Annotated in this window: 18 protein-coding genes; 4 read left to right on the forward strand and 14 right to left on the reverse strand. The window is 53.2% G+C overall.

Annotated elements, in window-relative coordinates; genetic code table 11:
• The first annotated feature begins 114 nt into the window (after nucleotides 1–114).
• Complete coding sequence (tnpA, locus tag OGY08_RS02635; RefSeq protein ID WP_057069660.1) at nucleotides 115–573, forward strand: IS200/IS605 family transposase; 459 nt, start codon at nucleotides 115–117, stop codon at nucleotides 571–573.
• 153 nt (nucleotides 574–726) lie between these two features.
• Here the strand turns inward: tnpA and OGY08_RS02640 are convergent, their stop codons facing one another.
• Nucleotides 727–1,176: a GNAT family N-acetyltransferase gene (locus tag OGY08_RS02640; protein ID WP_079935094.1), complete on the reverse strand. Its 450-nt coding sequence runs from the start codon at nucleotides 1,174–1,176 to the stop codon at nucleotides 727–729.
• Between the two features lie 124 nt (nucleotides 1,177–1,300).
• On the opposite strand from OGY08_RS02640, the gene pdxR reads away from it, so the two are divergent.
• Nucleotides 1,301–2,770 carry a MocR-like pyridoxine biosynthesis transcription factor PdxR gene (gene pdxR / locus OGY08_RS02645; protein ID WP_079935095.1) on the forward strand — a complete coding sequence of 490 codons (1,470 nt, stop codon included), beginning with the start codon at nucleotides 1,301–1,303 and terminating at the stop codon, nucleotides 2,768–2,770.
• Between the two features lie 192 nt (nucleotides 2,771–2,962).
• Nucleotides 2,963–3,676 carry a GNAT family N-acetyltransferase gene (locus OGY08_RS02650; RefSeq protein ID WP_241176655.1) on the forward strand — a complete coding sequence of 238 codons (714 nt, stop codon included), beginning with the start codon at nucleotides 2,963–2,965 and terminating at the stop codon, nucleotides 3,674–3,676.
• Nucleotides 3,677–3,728: 52 nt separating this feature from the next.
• On the opposite strand, the gene cbdX is transcribed toward OGY08_RS02650, so the two are convergent.
• The 13 genes from cbdX to puuD form a co-directional block, all read right to left on the reverse strand.
• On the reverse strand, nucleotides 3,729–3,818 hold the full coding sequence (cbdX, locus tag OGY08_RS02655) for a cytochrome bd-II oxidase subunit CbdX (RefSeq protein WP_003830863.1): 90 nt from the start codon (nucleotides 3,816–3,818) through the stop codon (nucleotides 3,729–3,731).
• A 13-nt stretch (nucleotides 3,819–3,831) separates the two neighbouring features.
• Nucleotides 3,832–4,968 carry a cytochrome d ubiquinol oxidase subunit II gene (gene appB, locus OGY08_RS02660; RefSeq protein ID WP_057068765.1) on the reverse strand — a complete coding sequence of 379 codons (1,137 nt, stop codon included), beginning with the start codon at nucleotides 4,966–4,968 and terminating at the stop codon, nucleotides 3,832–3,834.
• An 11-nt stretch (nucleotides 4,969–4,979) separates the two neighbouring features.
• Nucleotides 4,980–6,524 (reverse strand): cytochrome bd-II oxidase subunit 1, encoded by a 1,545-nt coding sequence (gene appC / locus OGY08_RS02665; RefSeq protein WP_079935098.1) that lies wholly within the window; start codon nucleotides 6,522–6,524, stop codon nucleotides 4,980–4,982.
• Nucleotides 6,525–6,612: 88 nt separating this feature from the next.
• Entirely contained in the window at nucleotides 6,613–7,470 is an 858-nt protein-coding gene (locus tag OGY08_RS02670) for a hydrogenase expression/formation protein (protein ID WP_241176707.1), read from the reverse strand.
• Nucleotides 7,470–7,871, reverse strand: coding sequence for a hydrogenase-1 operon protein HyaE (hyaE, locus tag OGY08_RS02675; protein WP_128612362.1), 402 nt, complete (start codon nucleotides 7,869–7,871; stop codon nucleotides 7,470–7,472). The genes OGY08_RS02670 and hyaE overlap by 1 nt, the downstream gene beginning before the upstream one ends.
• 5 nt (nucleotides 7,872–7,876) lie before the next feature.
• On the reverse strand, nucleotides 7,877–8,458 hold the full coding sequence (gene hyaD, locus OGY08_RS02680; protein ID WP_128612361.1) for a hydrogenase 1 maturation protease: 582 nt from the start codon (nucleotides 8,456–8,458) through the stop codon (nucleotides 7,877–7,879).
• Nucleotides 8,455–9,189, reverse strand: a complete 735-nt coding sequence (gene hyaC / locus OGY08_RS02685; RefSeq protein ID WP_241176656.1) for a Ni/Fe-hydrogenase b-type cytochrome subunit — start codon at nucleotides 9,187–9,189, stop codon at nucleotides 8,455–8,457. The genes hyaD and hyaC overlap by 4 nt, the downstream gene beginning before the upstream one ends.
• 18 nt (nucleotides 9,190–9,207) lie before the next feature.
• Entirely contained in the window at nucleotides 9,208–11,001 is a 1,794-nt protein-coding gene (hyaB, locus tag OGY08_RS02690; RefSeq protein ID WP_032942453.1) for a Ni/Fe-hydrogenase large subunit, read from the reverse strand.
• A complete protein-coding gene (gene hyaA, locus OGY08_RS02695; RefSeq protein WP_286565563.1) occupies nucleotides 10,998–12,125 on the reverse strand; it encodes a hydrogenase 1 small subunit in 1,128 nt (375 codons plus the stop codon). Before hyaA ends, hyaB begins: the two co-directional genes overlap by 4 nt.
• A gap of 207 nt (nucleotides 12,126–12,332) precedes the next feature.
• Complete coding sequence (locus OGY08_RS02700; protein ID WP_103015317.1) at nucleotides 12,333–13,613, reverse strand: NAD(P)/FAD-dependent oxidoreductase; 1,281 nt, start codon at nucleotides 13,611–13,613, stop codon at nucleotides 12,333–12,335.
• Between the two features lie 2 nt (nucleotides 13,614–13,615).
• Nucleotides 13,616–15,103, reverse strand: coding sequence for an aldehyde dehydrogenase PuuC (gene puuC / locus OGY08_RS02705; protein ID WP_267455807.1), 1,488 nt, complete (start codon nucleotides 15,101–15,103; stop codon nucleotides 13,616–13,618).
• A gap of 138 nt (nucleotides 15,104–15,241) precedes the next feature.
• A complete protein-coding gene (puuR, locus tag OGY08_RS02710) occupies nucleotides 15,242–15,799 on the reverse strand; it encodes an HTH-type transcriptional regulator PuuR (protein WP_003830877.1) in 558 nt (185 codons plus the stop codon).
• 25 nt (nucleotides 15,800–15,824) lie between these two features.
• Nucleotides 15,825–16,589 carry a gamma-glutamyl-gamma-aminobutyrate hydrolase gene (puuD, locus tag OGY08_RS02715; RefSeq protein WP_043015313.1) on the reverse strand — a complete coding sequence of 255 codons (765 nt, stop codon included), beginning with the start codon at nucleotides 16,587–16,589 and terminating at the stop codon, nucleotides 15,825–15,827.
• A gap of 212 nt (nucleotides 16,590–16,801) precedes the next feature.
• On the opposite strand from puuD, the gene OGY08_RS02720 reads away from it, so the two are divergent.
• A complete protein-coding gene (locus OGY08_RS02720) occupies nucleotides 16,802–18,220 on the forward strand; it encodes a glutamine synthetase family protein (protein ID WP_003830879.1) in 1,419 nt (472 codons plus the stop codon).
• The last annotated feature ends 34 nt before the right edge of the window (nucleotides 18,221–18,254 follow it).

Here is an 18,254-nt window from a genome sequence, read left to right on the forward strand (position 1 = left end):
GGTTCCGGAAAGCTTTCAGCTTTGGGCCAGTTATTAAAACCCCTTTTGATTTGTTAAAACACCTTGCGGTCTGGCAACTGCAAGGGTTAAACAAGAAATCAAAAGGGGGTCCCAATGGGGGACGAAAAGAGCTTAGCGCACACCCGATGGAACTGTAAATATCACATAGTTTTTGCGCCCAAATACCGAAGACAAGCATTCTACGGGGAGAAACGTAGGGCGATAGGCAGCATCTTAAGAAAGCTGTGTGAGTGGAAAAACGTGCGGATCCTGGAAGCGGAATGCTGTGCAGATCATATCCATATGCTTGTGGAAATCCCGCCCAAAATGAGCGTATCCGGTTTTATGGGTTATCTGAAAGGTAAAAGCAGTCTGATGTTGTATGAGCAGTTTGGTGATATGAAGTTTAAATACAGGAACAGGGAGTTCTGGTGTCGTGGGTATTACGTAGATACGGTGGGTAAGAACACAGCAAGGATACAGGAATACATAAAGCACCAGCTTGCAGAGGATAAAATGGGCGAGCAGTTATCGATCCCTTATCCGGGTAGCCCGTTTACGGGCCGTAAGTAACGAAGTCTGATGCAAATGTCAGATCGTATGCGCCTGTTAGGGCGCGGCTGGTAACAGAGCCTTATAGGCGCATCAGAAAAACCTCCGGCTATGCCGGAGGATATTTATTTTTTAGTACTGAATAATTAAATACTATCCTGAGTATTATTATCCTTACATACGATATTCGATCATCCCGCTCTTTTGGGCCACCCAGTCATACAGACGTTGTCCACGGAGATTGGTTTCATGCGTATGCCAGTATAATCTTGACGCGTGGTGTTTTTTGGCTTGTTGTTGGACATACTCGATAAGCTGTTTACCGATATGTTGACCACGTACCTCTTCGCTAACAAATAAATCTTCGAGATAGCAATAGTTGGATTCTGCCCATGTTGAACGGTGAAAGAGATAATGCACCAGTCCCACTATTTTCCCATCATATTTGGCAACAGCACAATAAACAGGTTCGCTCGGGGTAAGGAAACGCTCCCAAGTTAATTTTGTTACTTTATCTGAAATTTTAGTGCGATAAAATGTTTGATAGTTTATCCATAAAGGAAGCCAGCTGGCGTAGTCTTTTTGTTCTGCACATTCAATAGTAACGGTATTCATGTTAGTCATATATATCCTGATATTTTATACGAGTAATGTGTTAGTATGATGATACTAAGAACTTTATAAATTCTCGTAAAGAGACACTTTCGATATATTGATAGGATCCACTTTTAGTATAAAGGTTAATACAATGAAGAAAAACAATGCGCCTTTATTTCAAGGATTTGTTTTAGGAAAAGGCGCGGTTAAGGAGCAGGTTTACCACATCCTCCGCGATCACATCCTCGAAGGGCGATTGCCGCCAGGAACAAAAATGCCGTCAACCAGGGCATTGTCCGAGATGATGTCAATTTCACGAAACTCAGCGATCGCCGGTTATGACAGGCTATTAGATGAAGGGTATATCCAGACCCGTAAAGGGTCTGGAACATATGTCTCACATAATATTCCGGATCGGAGTATCAGCAATAGCTATCCAAAGATAGCGTCGGGGGACGTTGTCTCGCCTGATGAACAGGTTCACAGCCGAAATAATCCTGTTCGCGATTTGTGGTCAAATGAGTATGAAGGGCGCGGCATGAACCGCCTATTTGCGGTTGGTGTCGGGTGTACGGATCTCTTCCCGCATGCGTTATGGGGAAAGCTACTGCAACGTGTCTGGAGACAATCCCGGCATCAACTGGGCGCTCACACTCATCCTTGCGGGTACCTTCCTTTGAGAAAAGCGGTTTGCCGCTACATTAAAACAACGCGTGGAGTGAACTGTAACGAAGATCAGATAATCATCGTAAATGGTATTCAACAGGCATTGAACATTACCGCACGAGCGTTGCTGTCGGCAGGAAGTGACGTTTGGCTGGACGACCCGGGTTACAAAGGCGCCCGCGGAGCCTTCATGTCAGTTGGCGCGATGGTGAGGCCCGTACCGGTAGATAGCGAGGGAATGAACGTCCGCTATGGTATTGATCATTTTCCTGACGCTAAGTTGGCCTATGTCGTCCCGTCGGATCAATATCCATTAAGTGGAACGTTAAGTTTATCCCGGCGTTTTGAGTTGCTGGAATGGGCGAAGTTGAATCAGGCATGGATATTTGAAGATGACTATAATAGCGAGTTCCGTTATGCCGACCGTTCTTTACAAGCTCTGCAAGGATTAGATCAGAATCAACGCGTAATCTACGCCGGAACATTTTCTAAAATGATGTACCCGGAATTCCGTTTAGGTTTTTTAGTTGTCCCGCCGGGTTTACAAGAACAAATTATGGTGACGAAATATTTTTCCGATCTTGGCACCAGTTATCTTGAACAGGCTGTGATGGCGAATTTTATTGAGGATGGTCACTATGCCAGTCATGTGCGCCGAATTCGTAAGGCATGCTATGAAAGAAGAACTGCGCTGGTCAATGCTATTCAAGAATACCTGGCTGATAAAATGATTGTGCAGCCTTCTGACTCTGGCGTCCATATTGTGTGCTGGCTACAAAACGGATTAACCGGAAATGAAGTTGAGGAGCAAGCCAGATTACTAGGGATGGGAATACTATCACTAAGTCGTTATTACCAGAGCGATGTCTCACGACAGGGGATTTTGATTGGTTTTGCAAATCATCCGGTAGAGGCAATTGTTGATGGGATTCGCCGTTTGGCTCAGGTTATTTAAATTATAATTTATTCCGCTCTTAGCATTAATGCAGTAAATACGTTTCTTTCGCTACGGGTAAAAATATAGCGCCTGTTTTTTGTACACTAAAATAGTGTGGATCCGTTAAAAACACGCATTGTGGTTCTTTTGGGCCGCTCAGTTTGATCATACCCTGCGCTGGTTTAGTTCTGTTTTGTAAGAGGTACAGATATGCCGGGCGTCTTTAATCAATTCCAACAACCCGTAGGTATGACTTTGTCTGACTGGAAAGGCGCACCCTTTCCACAGGCTCAGCAAATTACAGGTCGCTATTGTAAGCTTGAACGCATTAACACCGAACGCCATGCAAAAGAGTTGTATGAAGCGTACTGCGAAGCAAGCGATTGTCGTGACTGGACATATCTGGCGGTCGGACCTTTTGAAACTTTTGATGCCTTCCTGGTTTATTTAAAAAACATGGAAGAACAGACAGATCCGATGCATTTTGCCGTGATCGATTTAACCAGTATGAAACCTGTTGGTACGTTTGCTCTTATGCGGATTGATCCCGCAAATGGCGTGATCGAGGTTGGCCATGTTTCCTACTCCGTACACATGAAACGCACGCGAATTTCAACGGAAGTCATATCATTGCTTTTAAAGTACGTTTTTGAGGATCTGGGCTATCGCCGTTTTGAATGGAAATGTGATGCCTTCAATGAGCCTTCCCGTAGGGCGGCAGAGCGCTTTGGCTTCAGTTTTGAAGGTATATTTCGGCAGGCTATCGTTACCCGTGGACGAAATCGTGATACCGCATGGTACTCAATCATCGACGGCGAGTACCCGATACTCCGTCCTGCCTACGATCTGTGGCTCGATGAGGGTAATTTCGATCACCAGGGACGGCAGATTCGGCGCCTTGGCGAGCTGATGGAAAGGGGATAAAAAAGCTCCCCGAATAAACCGGAGAGCCAGAAAGCGTAGCGCACGCGCAGTATTATTTCTGCCGCGACTCCAGCCAGACCAGTGCCAGCGTGGAGAGTGCGCACATCAGCAGAATGCCGACAAACCAAAACAGATACCACATCGTACGGTCCTCCCTAGTAAAGTTCGTGATTGTGGCGGCGGATCGTTTCTACATTGATTCGTCCCAGCATTTTGTAATAACTCCACACGGTATAAAGCAGAACGATCGGTAGAAAAATCAGCACAATAACCAGCATGATACTGAGCGTCATCTGGCTGGAGGTACTGTCCCACACCGTCAGGCTAGAGAGCGGATACGCGCTTGAAGGCATCACAAACGGAAACAGGGTGATTCCGGCGGTGAAGATCACGCAGGCCTGGGTCAGTGAAGCGCACAAAAATCCCCATACGGCCCGACGTTGCCCGCAGGCATAGATCGCGAGCATCGGGAACATCATGCCAAGCAGCGGAATAATTAACAGCAGTGGTGACTGATAAAAGTGCGCCATCCACGCGCCCGGTGAGGTCGTTACCATTTTTAACAGCGGGTTGGAAGGACCATTCGGATCCTGGCTAAGCAACACATAGCCGTCGATCCCCGTCCATAGCCAGTAACCGGCTAACAGAAAGCAGAGCACGACCAGCATTGCGCTACGACGGGTAGCAGAGAGCGCGCGTTGGTGAAGAATGCCGTCGGTCTTCAACTGGAGCCACACGCCCCCTTGCAGAATAACCAGCATCAGGCTTAATGCGCCGCACAGCAGCGCAAAGGGGGAGAGTAACTGCCAGAAAGTGCCAAGGTATTGCACATGAAGCTGTGGTGTGAAGATAAAAGGTACGCCCAAGAACAGGTTGCCGAACGCGACGCCGAAGATAACAGGAGGGACCAGGCTCCCGATAACCAACCCGGTGTCCCACATAGCACGCCAGCGTGCATTGGCTATTTTGCCGCGATAATCAAAGGCCAACGGGCGAAAGAAAAGGGCACACAGCACCAGGATCATTGCCACATAAAACCCCGAAAATGCGGCGGCATAGACCCGCGGCCAGGCCGCGAATAATGCACCACCCGCCAGAATGAGCCACACCTGGTTACCTTCCCAGTGCGCCCCGACGCTATTGATTAACACCCGTCGCTCATCATCGTTTCGCGCGATCAGCGGTAACAGGCAGCCGACCCCCATATCAAACCCGTCAGTGACCATAAAGGCCACCAGAATGATGCCAATCAGCAGCCACCAAATGAGCCGCAACGTTTCATAATCCAACATGATTGTCTCCTTTATCCCTGTTGTTGCGCTGGTTGCTGGTTATGCATTGCATCTGGACCAAGGCGCGCGTATTTCTGCATCAGGTAGACCTCAGCAATTAAAAACAGGGTGTAAAGCGTGAGAATTAGCCCCATCGAGAAGGCCAGTTGGCCTGCGCTCAGCGCGGAGTGGGCGTACCATGTCGGCAAAATATCCTGAATCGCCCACGGCTGGCGGCCAAACTCCGTCATAAACCAGCCAGCTTCGATGGCAATCCACGGGAGCGGCAGGCTCCATAGTGTCATGCGCAGTACCCAGCGATGCTGGTCGATACGCCAGCGTAAGGTCTGTATCAACGCAATCGCCATCACCAATAGCAGCAGCGAACCGCATGCAATCATGATGCGAAAGCTCCAGAACACGGGGGCCACTTGCGGAATGGTGCCGCGTTGCGCGGCCTGATATTGCGCTGGCGTAACGTGGTTCATGTCAGGCGCGTAGTTCGCCAGCAGGATGCCGTAACCCAGATCTTTCTCCACAGCGTGAAAAGCGTTCAGTACCTGAGGCGTGCGGTTACCTTTGGCAATTTCCTGCATCAGTAACCACGCCTCACGGCCCCGCTGCAGGCGTGGGAGCGCGTCCGCCATCAGGTTTTTCAGCCCCGGAACCGGCGTATCTAAAGAGTGGGTCGCCAGAATACCCAGCAGGGCCGGTATTTTCACGGCAAAGGCGTTACGCTCTTGCTCCTGCTGCGGCCAGGCGATGACATGAAAGGGCGCGGGGGCCGGTTCGGTTTGCCATTCGCCCTCCATTGCCGCCAGTTTTACTGGCTGGAGCTGGGCGACCTCAAAGGCTGAGCTATCACCCAGTTGTAGCGTGCCGAGGATAGCCAGCGTGCCAAAGACGGAACCCACCGCGAAGGAGCGCCGGGCGAACTCGCGATTGCGACCACGCAGCAAATACCAGGCGCTGATGGACATCACAAACATGGCGCCGGTGACATAACCAGACATCACGGTATGCACAAATTTCACCTGGCTGACGGGGTTAAAGACCAGCTCGCTAAAGCTGGTCATCTCCATGCGCAGGGTATCAATATTAAAGTGAGCGCCAGTTGGATATTGCATCCAGCCGTTGGCGTTGAGGATCCACAGGGCCGAAATGTTAGAGCCAAACGCAACCAGCCAGGTCACCAGTAAATGCTGATACTTGTTTAAGCGCTGCCAGCCAAAGAAGAACAGCCCCACGAAGGTGGATTCAAGAAAGAAGGCCATCAAGGCTTCCATCGCCAGCGGGGCACCGAAAATATCACCCACATAGTTGGAATAGAGCGACCAGTTAGTACCGAACTGAAACTCCATGGTCAGGCCGGTTGCCACGCCGAGCGCAAAGTTAATACCGAATAGCTTTCCCCAGAAACGCGTCATGTCGCGGTAGACTGTTTTGCCGGTCACCACGAACAGGGTTTCCATGATGGCTAGCAAAAAAATCAGCCCCAGCGTCAGGGGAACAAACAGAAAATGGTACAGCGCGGTCAGCGCAAACTGCCAGCGCGATAGGTCAATGACGTCCCACATGCGAACTCCATCAGGCATTAGAGAGTGAATAGGTAAGGAAGAAAACGTCAGACCCGCAGTAGAAAAGTACGCGGGTCTAAAGAGGGGATCAGGCAGGCGGGCCGGATGCCAGCCAGCCGCAGACTTCATCCAGCCGCTCGAGCGAGTCGAGCAGATCTTCCGGTGCGGCCAACACCAGTTCCGGCAACGGACAGATCTCATAACTCTCAAGCAGAAGCCCTTTCAGGGTATCCAGACAGCGAACATGCCAGACATGGCGCAGCGCCGTGGCGTCGATTTGGCTCTCGCCGTAGCCGATGGTGCGGATTTGAATGTGCCCTTCGCCGCACAGGCGGGCGAGGAACAGGCGATCCGCGTCGCTAATCGGCAGTTGGGTGAGGTTAATGCTATGGGGTTGCGCTGCCGGATCGCGCACGTGCGCCAGCAGTTCCTGGGCCAGCGTCAGGCCATTCATCAACCCATCTATAGGCGGAGGCAGCAGGCTATCGTCCGGCAGCGTATTGATTGTTGCCGCCTGCCACAGTGCCCGTGGTGCGCTGCCTACTTCCAGATGTTCCTGCCATTGCCCCTTGTCATCCTGACAACGCACCCGCCAGATACCGCAGAAAATCGACTCCTGAATCTCGCTCGCCCTGCCGTCAGCATGCTGAATGCGTACGGAAACTTCGCCTTCGCCGAGTAGCGTATTCAGAAAGGTGAGATCGTCTGCATTGAGCGAGGATAAATCCCATCCCAGCACATCCTGTTTGGCGGGAATTCTCTGGGTGAGCTGGTGGCGCACATCGGCTAACAATGCCATCACCGCCGGGCTGTGCGGACAGTTTTCCAGTGTTGCCATGCTGGGGTCGCTGTTGACCTGGCAGGTGAGGGGCAAGGGATTCATGCTGAAGCTGTCATCACCCGGCTGCGTTCCTGGCCCCAGCAGATGAAAAAAGGAATCGCTCATCATGCAGACTCCGGCGGTATGCGTTGTTCAACGAGGGGACGCATCAGGTTGAGCAGGTCGGCCCACGGGTGGATACCGCTGAGAATGCCGCGCAGCTCACCCTGGGTAAACACCAGGGTAGCCGGAAAACGGAACACGCCAAAGCGATCGCCGATCGCCTCGCTGTGTTCAAGATCCGCCATGGCGATGTGCCAGTCAAACTGGGGAAACTCGCGGAGCAACTCGGCAATCATGACCGGGTTATCGCTGACTTCCGGTGTACGGCGAGGATCGCTACTGAGCAGGACCACGCCATTACGCACGCGGGTTATCCAGTCATCCAGTTCAGATGCGCTCAGCGGTTGCCAGCCCTTAGCCAGCATTCGCTGCCATAGCGCAGAAAACGGTTGGTCATTCAACATGTTAATTATCTCTCCAGCGTTACGCGATACTGGCGAATACGCACGCCTTCATAGTTTTCCATCGACAGGCAGTCATAGTTCAGGCAACGCGTTTCATCGCTTGTCTGTGGCGCAATGCCCCACGCGGCCAGTTGCGTAAGCGCGGCCTGTTCTGCCGCCGGGAGCTGAGCGCGCGCGATGTCGGTCAGGCTGCCGCCATAGTCGTCCAGCTGTACCGGCTGTAGTCCCACCAGAGCGATGTGCGCGGGGAGATGGCCGCGAATATCCGCCAGAGCCAGCACTTCAGAGAAGCTGTTCTGATGCAGACTCATTTTTTTAGCGCTGAGGTAACTCGGGACTTTGTCTCCGGCGTAAGTTTGCAGGGTTCCCGGCTCAAGCCCGTAGTCGATGGCGTCAAGCAGCAGCAAATGGCTGGCCTGCTCAACGTAGCCCAGCAGATTCAGTCCCTGCGTGCCGCCGTCAACAATCTCTACCGATTCAGGCCAGTGATAATGAGCGTACAGGCGCTCAGCGAGGCGAATACCAAACCCTTCATCTGCCCACAGCAGGTTGCCTAAGCCCATCACGATGACGTTAGGTTCGCTCATGACGCCTCCTTATCGTGCTGACCCTTGGGAAACTTATGGCTACGAAAGCCGTTAATCATGGTTGAGATGACGGTCTCGTCAGACATGATGTCCTCACGAATCGCCATATACACATGGCCTACGATGAAGGCGGCGATGAACCACATCCCTAACCGATGCCAGCTGTGGATATCGAGAGAGTTCCCGCCGGTCCAGTAGAAAAACTCTGTCACATAGCGGAAAGGGGTAAAAATGGCGTACTGGCTATGTTCGCTGTATAAGGCAAAACCGGTGAGGATCATAAAAACGGAAAGCAGGAAATAACCGCACATCGCCGCCTGCGCGATGGGGTTATGACCGATATCATCTCCCGGTTTTTTTTCCAGAAACAGATACCAACGCACCACAGAATACGCACCCTGCCACCAGCTGCGCCGCCAGACCGGCACGATAAACAGTTCGCGTGAATAACAGTTACCGACGAAGGCCCAGTAAATGCGCATCAGCAGTATCACCGTGAACACCATGGCGGCGGCGAAATGCACCAGCCGAATGTCGCCCATATAGAACAGATAAGTGGCCTCACCGCTGACCGACGGCAGCGGTCGGCCAATGAAGTATCCGGTCACCATCAACACCAACATGCAGCCCACCGTCAGCCAGTGCCACAAGCGTACTGGCGCTTCAAACACATAGTGGCTGGTGGTGGTATCACGCGCCTCCCCGACGCGTGGGGATGTTTTTCCAGTCATCGTTCCGTTCCTTAACGCTTAGCGAACCTGGACGGCGATAAGTTCGCTGCCGTCGTCGCCGAGTACGTGGGTTGAACATGCCAGGCAGGGGTCGAAGCTGTGCAAGGTGCGCAGGATCTCCAACGGTTGATCCGGTATCGCCATTTGGGTGCCCATCAGCGCCGCCTCGTAAGCGCCAATTTGTCCCTTTGGATCGCGCGGGCTGGCATTCCAGGTGGTCGGCACCACGCATTGATACAGGTCGATCTTCTGGTCGCGAATCGATGCCCAGTGGCCTAATGCTCCGCGCGGCGCTTCGGTAAAACCGATCCCGCGACAGTGCTGCGGCCAACTTTCAGGCTCCCACTTTTCGGTATTTGCGGTAGCCAGATTGCCGTTTTTCAGGTTGGTCATCAGCTTGTCGAAGAAATATTGCAGCTTGCTCACGGCCCACTGCGCTTCGTGCGCGCGACACAGAATACGTCCCAGCGTTGATTGCATACCCGACAGCGGCAGCTTGAGGGCGGACATCATGCGATCCACGGATTCAATCGTGGCGGCATCCCCTTTGTGATAGGCAATCAGCGTACGCGCCAACGGCCCAACTTCCATAGCGTGTCCCCGCCAGCGCGGGGCTTTAATCCACGAATAGCGTTCCTGTTCGTTGAGCTGCTTGATATCGGTATCGCTGCCTTTGACATCGCCCGGGTTGTACCAGGGTTCAGTAATCCCTTCGAACGGGTGGCGACCTAATTGATCGTCCGGATAACGATACCAGGCATGATCGACAAACTCCTGAATTTGCTGCTGATCGTCCAGGTCCACCGGCATGACGTTGTTAAAATCACCATTAATCACCGCGCCGCCAGGCATCAACAGGCTCTTCGCACTGAAGTCATTGGCGATATCCGGGAACGCGCCGTAGCTTAAGACGCACTTATCAGAAAGCCCGGTGCCAATCTGGCTCCAGGGTTTATTGAACTGGCCGATAGCCAGTGCGTCAGGCACCATGACGTTGTTGATGAAATCAGCGGTACGGGTGATGATTGACTGCACCAGGTTCAGGCGTTCCATATCGACTGCGCCTACCGCGCCGCTCTGATCGATATTGATAGCGCACGGCATCCCGCCGACAATCCAGTTCGGATGCGGATTTTTACCGCCAAACACCGTATGGATTTTGATGATCTCGCGCTGAAAATCGAGCGCTTCCAGATAGTGGGCAAAGCCCATCAGGTTGGCCTCTGGCGACAGTTTGTACTGCGGATGTCCCCAATAACCGTTGCGAAAAATCCCCAACTGACCGCCTTCGACAAATTTCTTCAGGCGATTTTGAACGTCAAAGAAGTAGCCAGGAGAAGACATCGGCCAGGCTGAAAGGCTTTGTGCCAACTGCGATGTGGCGCGCGGATCTGCTTTCAGGGCGTTCAGCACGTCAATCCAGTCCATTCCGGCTAACTGGTAAAAGTGCACCAGATGGTCGTGGCACCACAGCGTCGCCAGCATAATATTGCGAATGATGTTGGCGTTGTCGGGCACCTTTATGCCAATAGCGTCCTCAATGGCATAGACCGAGGCGAGCGCATGTACGCCGGTGCACACTCCGCAAATTCGTTCGACAAATGCCCAGGCATCGCGCGGGTCGCGCCCCTGTAGAATGATCTCCAGCCCGCGGAACATGGTGCCGCAGGAAACCGCGTTGGTGATGATGTTTTGCTCATTAATGTTCACTTCACAACGCATATGGCCTTCAATGCGCGTGATGGGGTCGACAACCAGGCGGCGACCGGCATTATTGACCGTATATCCCTGGGTTTGATACGAATTGCTCATGCCTGTTTATCCTTATTGTCTGGCGACTGTTGTCCGGCGTCGGCTAGTTGCTGTTTGTGGCGGTTGTGTTGATTGACGGCGCTGGCGACTGCGTGAACACCGACACCGGCCGCCACGACGCCTAGCGCGGTGAGGCCCACGGTATCGGCGGTTGAATGCGTCCCCATTTGTGGAATATCAACCACGCGGCTGTAGAACGAACCGCGATCCCAGAAGCCGTTTTCCGAACATCCCAGACAACCGTGGCCGGACTGGATGGGGAAAGAAACGCCACCATTCCAGCGGGTGGTGGAACAGGCGTTATAGGTGGTTGGCCCTTTGCAGCCCATTTTGTACAGGCAATAGCCTTTGCGGGCGGCGTCATCGTCCCAACTCTCAACGAACTCCCCGGCGTCAAAGTGGGCGCGGCGGTAGCATTTATCGTGAATACGCTGACCATAGAACATCAGCGGACGCCCCAAACGATCGAGTTCAGGCAAACGATCAAATGTCCCCATGTAGGTAATGATGGCGCTCATGACATCCGGAATCGGCGGGCAGCCGGGCACTTTCACGATCGGCTTATCGGTGATCACCTTATCGATTGGTGTCGCCTGGGTGGGGTTAGGCCGGGCAGCCTGTACGCAGCCCCAGGAGGCGCAGGTTCCCCAGGCGATAATCGCGCTGGCACCTGCGGCGGCTCGTTTTAGTTTTTCAATAAACGGTCGCCCGCTACTGATGCAAAACATCCCTTGCTCGCCCAGCGGAGGGTTGCCCTCGACTGCCAGAATATATCGGCCGTGGTAGCGGCTCAGAATGTCTTCAAATACCTCTTCGGCCTGGGTTCCGGCGGCGGCCATCAGTGTGTCGTCGTAATCGAGGGAAATCAGAGAGAGGATGACGTCTTTGGCGAGTGGGTGCGAGGAGCGAATAAACGATTCGGTACAGCAGGTGCATTCCAGCCCGTGGATCCAGACGACCGGGATCCGGGGTTTGTTCTCCAACGCCCAGGCTATTCGGGGCGTCATTCCAGCCCCTAATCCCAGCGATGTTGCGGCGAGGCTACAGTATTTAAGAAAACTGCGTCGGCTCACTCCCTTCCGGCGCATCGCCTGATAAAAGGTCTCCTCATTATTCGTATTCATAACACGCGTTTCTTCCCCCGTTGAGTCTGGCGCATGCCGCCAGCGATATCTAAAAAAGCGTATCCGATCGGAAGGGAGAAACAATGCAAAGAGTGTGGTTATGTCCTATTGCGATATTTTCGTACCTGTTACCTGTTTTTCGCTTTCCAGGAATAAAAAAACGCACAGGGGGAATCGCCCTGTGCGTCGGGTTTATCGCGGAAGAACTTAAACCCCAAGGCGATCGCGTAAGCTGTAATATGCCGCCCCCATGGCGGTAAACGGAATGCGCAGGCTGCGGCCTCCCGGGAACGGGTAGTGCGGCAGGTTGGCGAACGCGTCAAAGCGCTCGGCATCCCCGCGCAGCAGTTCGGAAATCAGGCGTCCTGCCAGGTGAGTACAGGTCACGCCGTGGCCGCTGTAGCCCTGCATATAGTAAATGTTGGTATCAAGACGGCCGAACTGCGGCATACGAGACAGCGTTAACAGGAAATTACCGGTCCAGCGGTAATCAATTTTTACCCCCTGCAATTGCGGGAAGGTCTTCAGCAGTTTCGGCATCACCAGACGCTCAATATCGTCCGGATCGCGAGCGCCGTAGACCACACCACCGCCGTACAGCAGGCGGTTATCCCCGGTCAGACGGTAGTAATCGAGCAGGTAGTTACAATCTTCCACACAGTAGTTTTTCGGGATCAGCGAGCGCGCCATCTCCGCCGACAGCGGTTCGGTGGTTAATACCTGCGTGCCACACGGCATGCTGCTTTTTGCCAGCGCAGGTTCCAGTTTGTCACCAAGATAGGCGTTGCCCGCGACGATCACAAAGCGGGCCGTCACCTGGCCTTTTTCAGTGCTGACCACCGCCGGGCTGGTGTGCTGAATACGGGTGACTGGCGACTGCTCAAAGACGCGTCCGCCGTTCAGACGAATGGCGTTAGCTTCGCCAATCGCCAGGTTCAGCGGGTGAATATGACCACCGCTGTGGTCGAGCAGCGCGCCGACATAACGATCGCTGCTGACTTCGCGACGAATTTCACTGCTGTCTAACAGTTCAAGCTGCGTGTTGCCGTAGCGTTCCCAGTTCGACTTCTGCTCTTCCAGCGTTTCCATCTGTTTGTGGTTCAGCGCGACAAACAGCCCGCCGGGACGATAGTCGCATTCGATCTGATAACGCTTGATGCGTTCGCGGATGATATTGCCGCCTTCAAACATCATTCCACCGAGCATTTTAGCGGCGTCCGGGCCATAGGTACGTTCGATGACGTCGATATCGCGACTGTAGGAGTTCACCAACTGACCACCGTTACGTCCGCTGGCCCCGAAACCAATACGCGCGGATTCCAGTAGCACCACGTCGTAACCCATTTCCGCTAAATGCAGGGCGGAGGATAGTCCGGTATAACCACCGCCCACGACGCAAACATCACAGCTAACCGATTCGCTAAGGGTCGGAAACGGTTCGTACTGATTGGCGCTTGCGGCGTAATAACTGCTGGTATGTTCAGTCATGATTAAGACTCCAGGGAGATCCAGATGGTTTTCAGTTCGCTAAATTTTTCCAGCGCATGCAGGGATTTATCGCGTCCGTTACCGCTTTGCTTATAACCGCCGAACGGCACGGTCATATCACCGTCGTTGTAGTTATTCACGAAGACCGAACCGGCCTTCAGGCGACGACTCATGCGATGGGCGCGCGACAAATCGCGGGTCCAGACCGCGGCACCCAGGCCGTAGTCGCTGTCGTTGGCCAGCGCCAGGGCTTCGGCTTCGCTGCTAAAACGGGTGATGACCAGTACCGGGCCGAAGATTTCATCACGGCTAACGTGGGCCTGCGGTGCGGTATCGACAAAAATAGTCGGGCCGATAGCGGCCGGATGTACGTGGCTGCGGCCATCCAGCGCCAGCGTGCCTTGCGCTTCACCGTCGCGAATAAAACCGTGCACGGTGTCGGCATGCGCATTGTCGATAAGCGTGCCCATCGTGGTGTCAGGATCCAGCGGGTTGCCGGGCTGCCAGTTTTTCGCCTGCTCTTTCAGCAGGGCGATGAACTCGTCGGCAATGCTCTCTTCCAGTAGCAGACGCGTCCCGGCGATACAAACCTGGCCCTGGTTATAGAAGATACCTGCCGCTGCATTAGCGGCGGCTTTCGGCAGATCCGGGCAGTCGGCAAACACGATATTGGCGCTTTTACCTCCGGCCTCCAGCCAGACGCGTTTCATGTTGCTGTCGCCAGCATCTTTGAGCAGTTGCTTGCCGGTACGGGTCGAGCCGGTAAAGGTGATCACGTCAACATCCGGATGTTGTGACAACGCCTGACCCGCTTCGTGACCATACCCGCTAACAACGCTGAGAACGCCATCGGGCAAACCTGCTTTTTTAGCCAGCGCAGCCAGGCGAATGGCGGTCAGCGGTGATTTTTCGGAAGGCTTGAGGATCACGCTGTTACCCGCAGCCAGTGCCGGGCCGAGTTTCCAGCAGGCCAGAAGCAGAGGAAAGTTCCACGGTACAATGGCCGCAATCACGCCTACCGGTTCGCGCACAATCAGTGCCAGATCGTTCACCGAGGTGGTGGCAACTTCGCCATAGACTTTATCTATAGCTTCGGCATACCAGCGGATGGCGCGTGCCGCGCCGGGAATATCATCACGCAGGCTATGGCGAATCGGTTTACCGGTATCGAGCGTTTCCAGTAGCGCCAGCTCCTCGTGATGCTGCTCCATTAAATCGGCGAGTTTGTGCAGTACCGCTTTGCGCTCTGCGGGTGATGCTTGCGACCAGTCTCCGCGTTCAAAGACGGTACGGGCTGCGGTGACCGCGCGATCCACATCCGCTTTTTTACCGCGGGCGACTTTAGCCAGAGGACGTTGTCCTGCCGGATCCAGCGTAATAAAGGTTTCGTTATCAGCGGCGGCACAATATTCGCCGTTAATAAATAAACGGGTCTCTGGTGAATAATGGCTAGCTTTCTCACGCCAATATTTAAGATTCTGAAAGTTCATAGCTACTCCTTTTATATCAATAAGATAAAGTTCGTTGCTGATCTTTTTCAGGCAAAATCAGGCTGCACGATGCCCCAGGGATGTACCCTGTTAATGCGCGTTATTTAAGAAGGCCTGAGAAACTCAGGCCGCTACTTATTAGAAAGTGGTGGGAGTGTGGGCACTGATGATGCGGCAGATCCCTGCCGAGGTGTTGCTGAAGCTGTGTGGTATGCCGGTGTTAATGGCATAGCTTTGCCCTGCAACAAGAGGATACGTTTGACCGTTGATGGTCAGTATCACTTCACCTTCCAGTATTGTGCCAATCTCTTCACCCTGATGTTTAATTCTCTCCCCGGTTGTCGTGCCTGGCTGATAGGTTTCAAACATCATTGCCAGCGTACGATTCGGATTTCCGTTGTGTACCAGCTTCATGGATACTCCCTGACTCCCGATCTCAATCAAATCATCCTGATTGATAACCACCTGCGGTTCGTCAGGCTTTTCCGGTTCCGCGAAGAACTCGGAGAGCGACAGCCCATATACTTTCAATAGCTTTTGCAGCGTACTGATGGCAGGACTGACTTTATCCTGCTCTATGGTGCTGATGGCGCTATGCGTTAACCCAGACAGTTCGGCGGCACGACGCTGCGAAAGACCCAATTGCTGGCGGATCTCTGACAAACGTTTACCCGGCGCCAGGCCGTCATCGCTCATAATTGCATTTCCTTAACTGTAGTGGTCAGAGTCGCTGTTTTTCAGCGAGGTGGTTCTGACAAGCGGTGATAAAACCTTCAAGTAACAAACGCGACAGGGCGTATTCGCTACTGTTCCATTCCGGGTGCCACTGCACGCCGAGCGCGAAAGGATGGTCATGGACGCTGGCAGCTTCCACTAATCCATCCTGCGAGCGTGCTTCCACGCGCAGCTGCGGGCCAAGGGTTTTTGCGCCCTGACCATGCAAGGAGTTAACCCAAAACGTGCTGCAACCTGGTATTAACTGAGATAGCAATCCTCCCTGTTGAACCTGGACTTCATGAGATGGTGCATATTGCTGCTCCACCGGGAGTTCCGCATCTTCACGATGTTCCAGGAACTGTGAGTGATCGCACAGGCGACGATACAGAGTCCCGCCAGTGGCGACAACTAATTCCTGCAAGCCCCGGCAGATGGCGAAAATGGGAATGCGCCTTTCGAGCCCGGCGGTAATTAGCGCCATGCTCAGAAGATCACGCCCGGGATCGGCGTCAGACTCATCGCCATTTTCACCATAGAGGTGCGGCTGCACATTGCTTGGGCTTCCTGGCAGGAAGATACCGTCCAGTTTCGGTAACAGCGCGTTCAACAATTCGGGTTCCGCAAGCGCATGGGGAAGCGCTATCGGTAATCCACCGGCATTTAATACCGCATTCAGGTACTTTTCTTGCAGAGTCTGGGTCTGGTGACCCTTAAGCCTGTTCCTACACATCACTACACCAATAACTGGCTTGTCAAATATATTGCCCATGATCGACCTCACGTTTTGGAATAAATTATTGCCAAACGGTTCCTTGTTGTGCCATTCCGTTCATTATTTTCTCAATCTAGCAGCGGAATAACCTTCTAGCAAACTTAATTTAACATTTGACAAACAATTTGTTTGCATCCAGAGTCGAAGGGTGGACATTATATTTAACAGTCAAGTCACAGAACAGCTTACCAGGCCAACGGCGGTGAATCATGGAAACCAATATCGTAGAAGTTGAGAATTTTGTTCAGCATTCTGAAGAGAGACGAAGTAGCGCGTTTGCGCGCGAAGTTAAGCAATATCTGGAACGCTATCCTAATACGCAGTATGTGGATGTGTTGTTAACCGACCTTAATGGCTGTTTTCGCGGTAAACGCCTTCCCGTTGCGGGATTGCATAAGTTAGAGAAAGGCTGCTATTTCCCGGCATCCGTTTTCGCGATGGATATTCTGGGCAATGTGGTCGAAGAGGCGGGATTAGGCCAGGAGCTTGGCGAACCGGATCGGACCTGTGTACCCGTGGCAGGTACGTTAACCCCTTCGGCTGCCGATCCGGAATTTATTGCGCAGATGATGCTGACGATGCTGGATGAAGATGGCGCTCCCTTTGACGTTGAGCCGCGGAACGTACTAAACCGACTCTGGCAGAAACTTCGCCAGCGCGGTCTGTTCCCCGTCGTAGCGGTAGAGCTGGAGTTCTATTTACTCGATCGTAAGCGCGATCCCGAAGGTTATCTGCAGCCGCCATGCGCGCCGGGAACGGACGATCGAAATACCCAAAGTCAGGTTTATTCGGTTGATAACCTGAACCACTTTGCTGATGTGCTGAACGATATCGATGAACTGGCCCGTTTGCAGCTGATCCCGGCCGACGGCGCGGTGGCTGAAGCCTCCCCAGGGCAGTTTGAAATCAACCTCTACCATACCGACAACGTGCTCGACGCCTGCGATGACGCGCTGGCGCTGAAACGTCTGGTACGGCTGGTGGCGGAGAAACATAAGATGCATGCCACGTTTATGGCAAAGCCTTATGAGGAGCATGCCGGTAGCGGGATGCATATCCACATCAGCGTCATGAATAACAAAGGTGAGAACGTGCTGGCTGATGCGAATGGCGATGATTCCGCGTTATTAAAGCGTGCGCTTGCCGGGATGATTGATCTGATGCCCGCATCAATGGCGCTGCTGGCGCCGAATGTGAACTCCTATCGCCGCTTCCAGCCGGGGATGTATGTTCCGACCCAGGCATCCTGGGGGCACAACAATCGTACAGTGGCGCTGCGTATTCCCTGCGGCGACCGTGATAACCATCGGGTTGAATATCGCGTAGCGGGGGCTGATGCCAACCCGTATCTGGTGATGTCGACCATTCTGGCGGGGATCCTTCACGGTCTGGATAACGAACTGCCGTTACAAGAAGAAGTTGAGGGTAACGGTCTGGAGCAGGAAGGGCTGCCGTTCCCGATTCGCCAGAGCGATGCGCTGTGGGAGTTTATGCAAAATGACAGTCTGCGTGAACTATTGGGTGAGCGGTTTAGCCATGTGTATCACGCCTGCAAAAACGATGAGCTTATCCAGTTTGAACGTCTGATTACCGACACTGAAATTGAGTGGATGCTGAAAAACGCCTGACCGTTGTACAGGTCATTGAAAAAGAAGTCGCATC

Origin of the sequence: Citrobacter sp. Cpo069 (genome assembly GCF_030332785.1) — a bacterium.
GTDB classification, from domain to species: Bacteria; Pseudomonadota; Gammaproteobacteria; order Enterobacterales; family Enterobacteriaceae; genus Citrobacter; species Citrobacter portucalensis.

Excerpts from the sequence above, each read along its gene's own strand:
- appC (WP_079935098.1), bottom strand. The coding sequence starts at position 6,524 with ATGTGGGACGTCATTGACCTATCGCGCTGGCAGTTTGCGCTGACCGCG.
- pdxR (WP_079935095.1), top strand. The coding sequence starts at position 1,301 with ATGAAGAAAAACAATGCGCCTTTATTTCAAGGATTTGTTTTAGGAAAA.
- cbdX (WP_003830863.1), bottom strand. The coding sequence starts at position 3,818 with ATGTGGTATCTGTTTTGGTTTGTCGGCATTCTGCTGATGTGCGCACTC.
- tnpA (WP_057069660.1), top strand. The coding sequence starts at position 115 with ATGGGGGACGAAAAGAGCTTAGCGCACACCCGATGGAACTGTAAATAT.
- hyaA (WP_286565563.1), bottom strand. The coding sequence starts at position 12,125 with ATGAATACGAATAATGAGGAGACCTTTTATCAGGCGATGCGCCGGAAG.
- puuC (WP_267455807.1), bottom strand. The coding sequence starts at position 15,103 with ATGAACTTTCAGAATCTTAAATATTGGCGTGAGAAAGCTAGCCATTAT.
- OGY08_RS02720 (WP_003830879.1), top strand. The coding sequence starts at position 16,802 with ATGGAAACCAATATCGTAGAAGTTGAGAATTTTGTTCAGCATTCTGAA.
- OGY08_RS02700 (WP_103015317.1), bottom strand. The coding sequence starts at position 13,613 with ATGACTGAACATACCAGCAGTTATTACGCCGCAAGCGCCAATCAGTAC.
- appB (WP_057068765.1), bottom strand. The coding sequence starts at position 4,968 with ATGTTGGATTATGAAACGTTGCGGCTCATTTGGTGGCTGCTGATTGGC.
- puuR (WP_003830877.1), bottom strand. The coding sequence starts at position 15,799 with ATGAGCGATGACGGCCTGGCGCCGGGTAAACGTTTGTCAGAGATCCGC.
- hyaD (WP_128612361.1), bottom strand. The coding sequence starts at position 8,458 with ATGAGCGAACCTAACGTCATCGTGATGGGCTTAGGCAACCTGCTGTGG.
- OGY08_RS02670 (WP_241176707.1), bottom strand. The coding sequence starts at position 7,470 with ATGAGCGATTCCTTTTTTCATCTGCTGGGGCCAGGAACGCAGCCGGGT.
- puuD (WP_043015313.1), bottom strand. The coding sequence starts at position 16,589 with ATGGGCAATATATTTGACAAGCCAGTTATTGGTGTAGTGATGTGTAGG.
- OGY08_RS02650 (WP_241176655.1), top strand. The coding sequence starts at position 2,963 with ATGCCGGGCGTCTTTAATCAATTCCAACAACCCGTAGGTATGACTTTG.
- hyaC (WP_241176656.1), bottom strand. The coding sequence starts at position 9,189 with ATGACTGGAAAAACATCCCCACGCGTCGGGGAGGCGCGTGATACCACC.
- hyaE (WP_128612362.1), bottom strand. The coding sequence starts at position 7,871 with ATGTTGAATGACCAACCGTTTTCTGCGCTATGGCAGCGAATGCTGGCT.
- OGY08_RS02640 (WP_079935094.1), bottom strand. The coding sequence starts at position 1,176 with ATGACTAACATGAATACCGTTACTATTGAATGTGCAGAACAAAAAGAC.
- hyaB (WP_032942453.1), bottom strand. The coding sequence starts at position 11,001 with ATGAGCAATTCGTATCAAACCCAGGGATATACGGTCAATAATGCCGGT.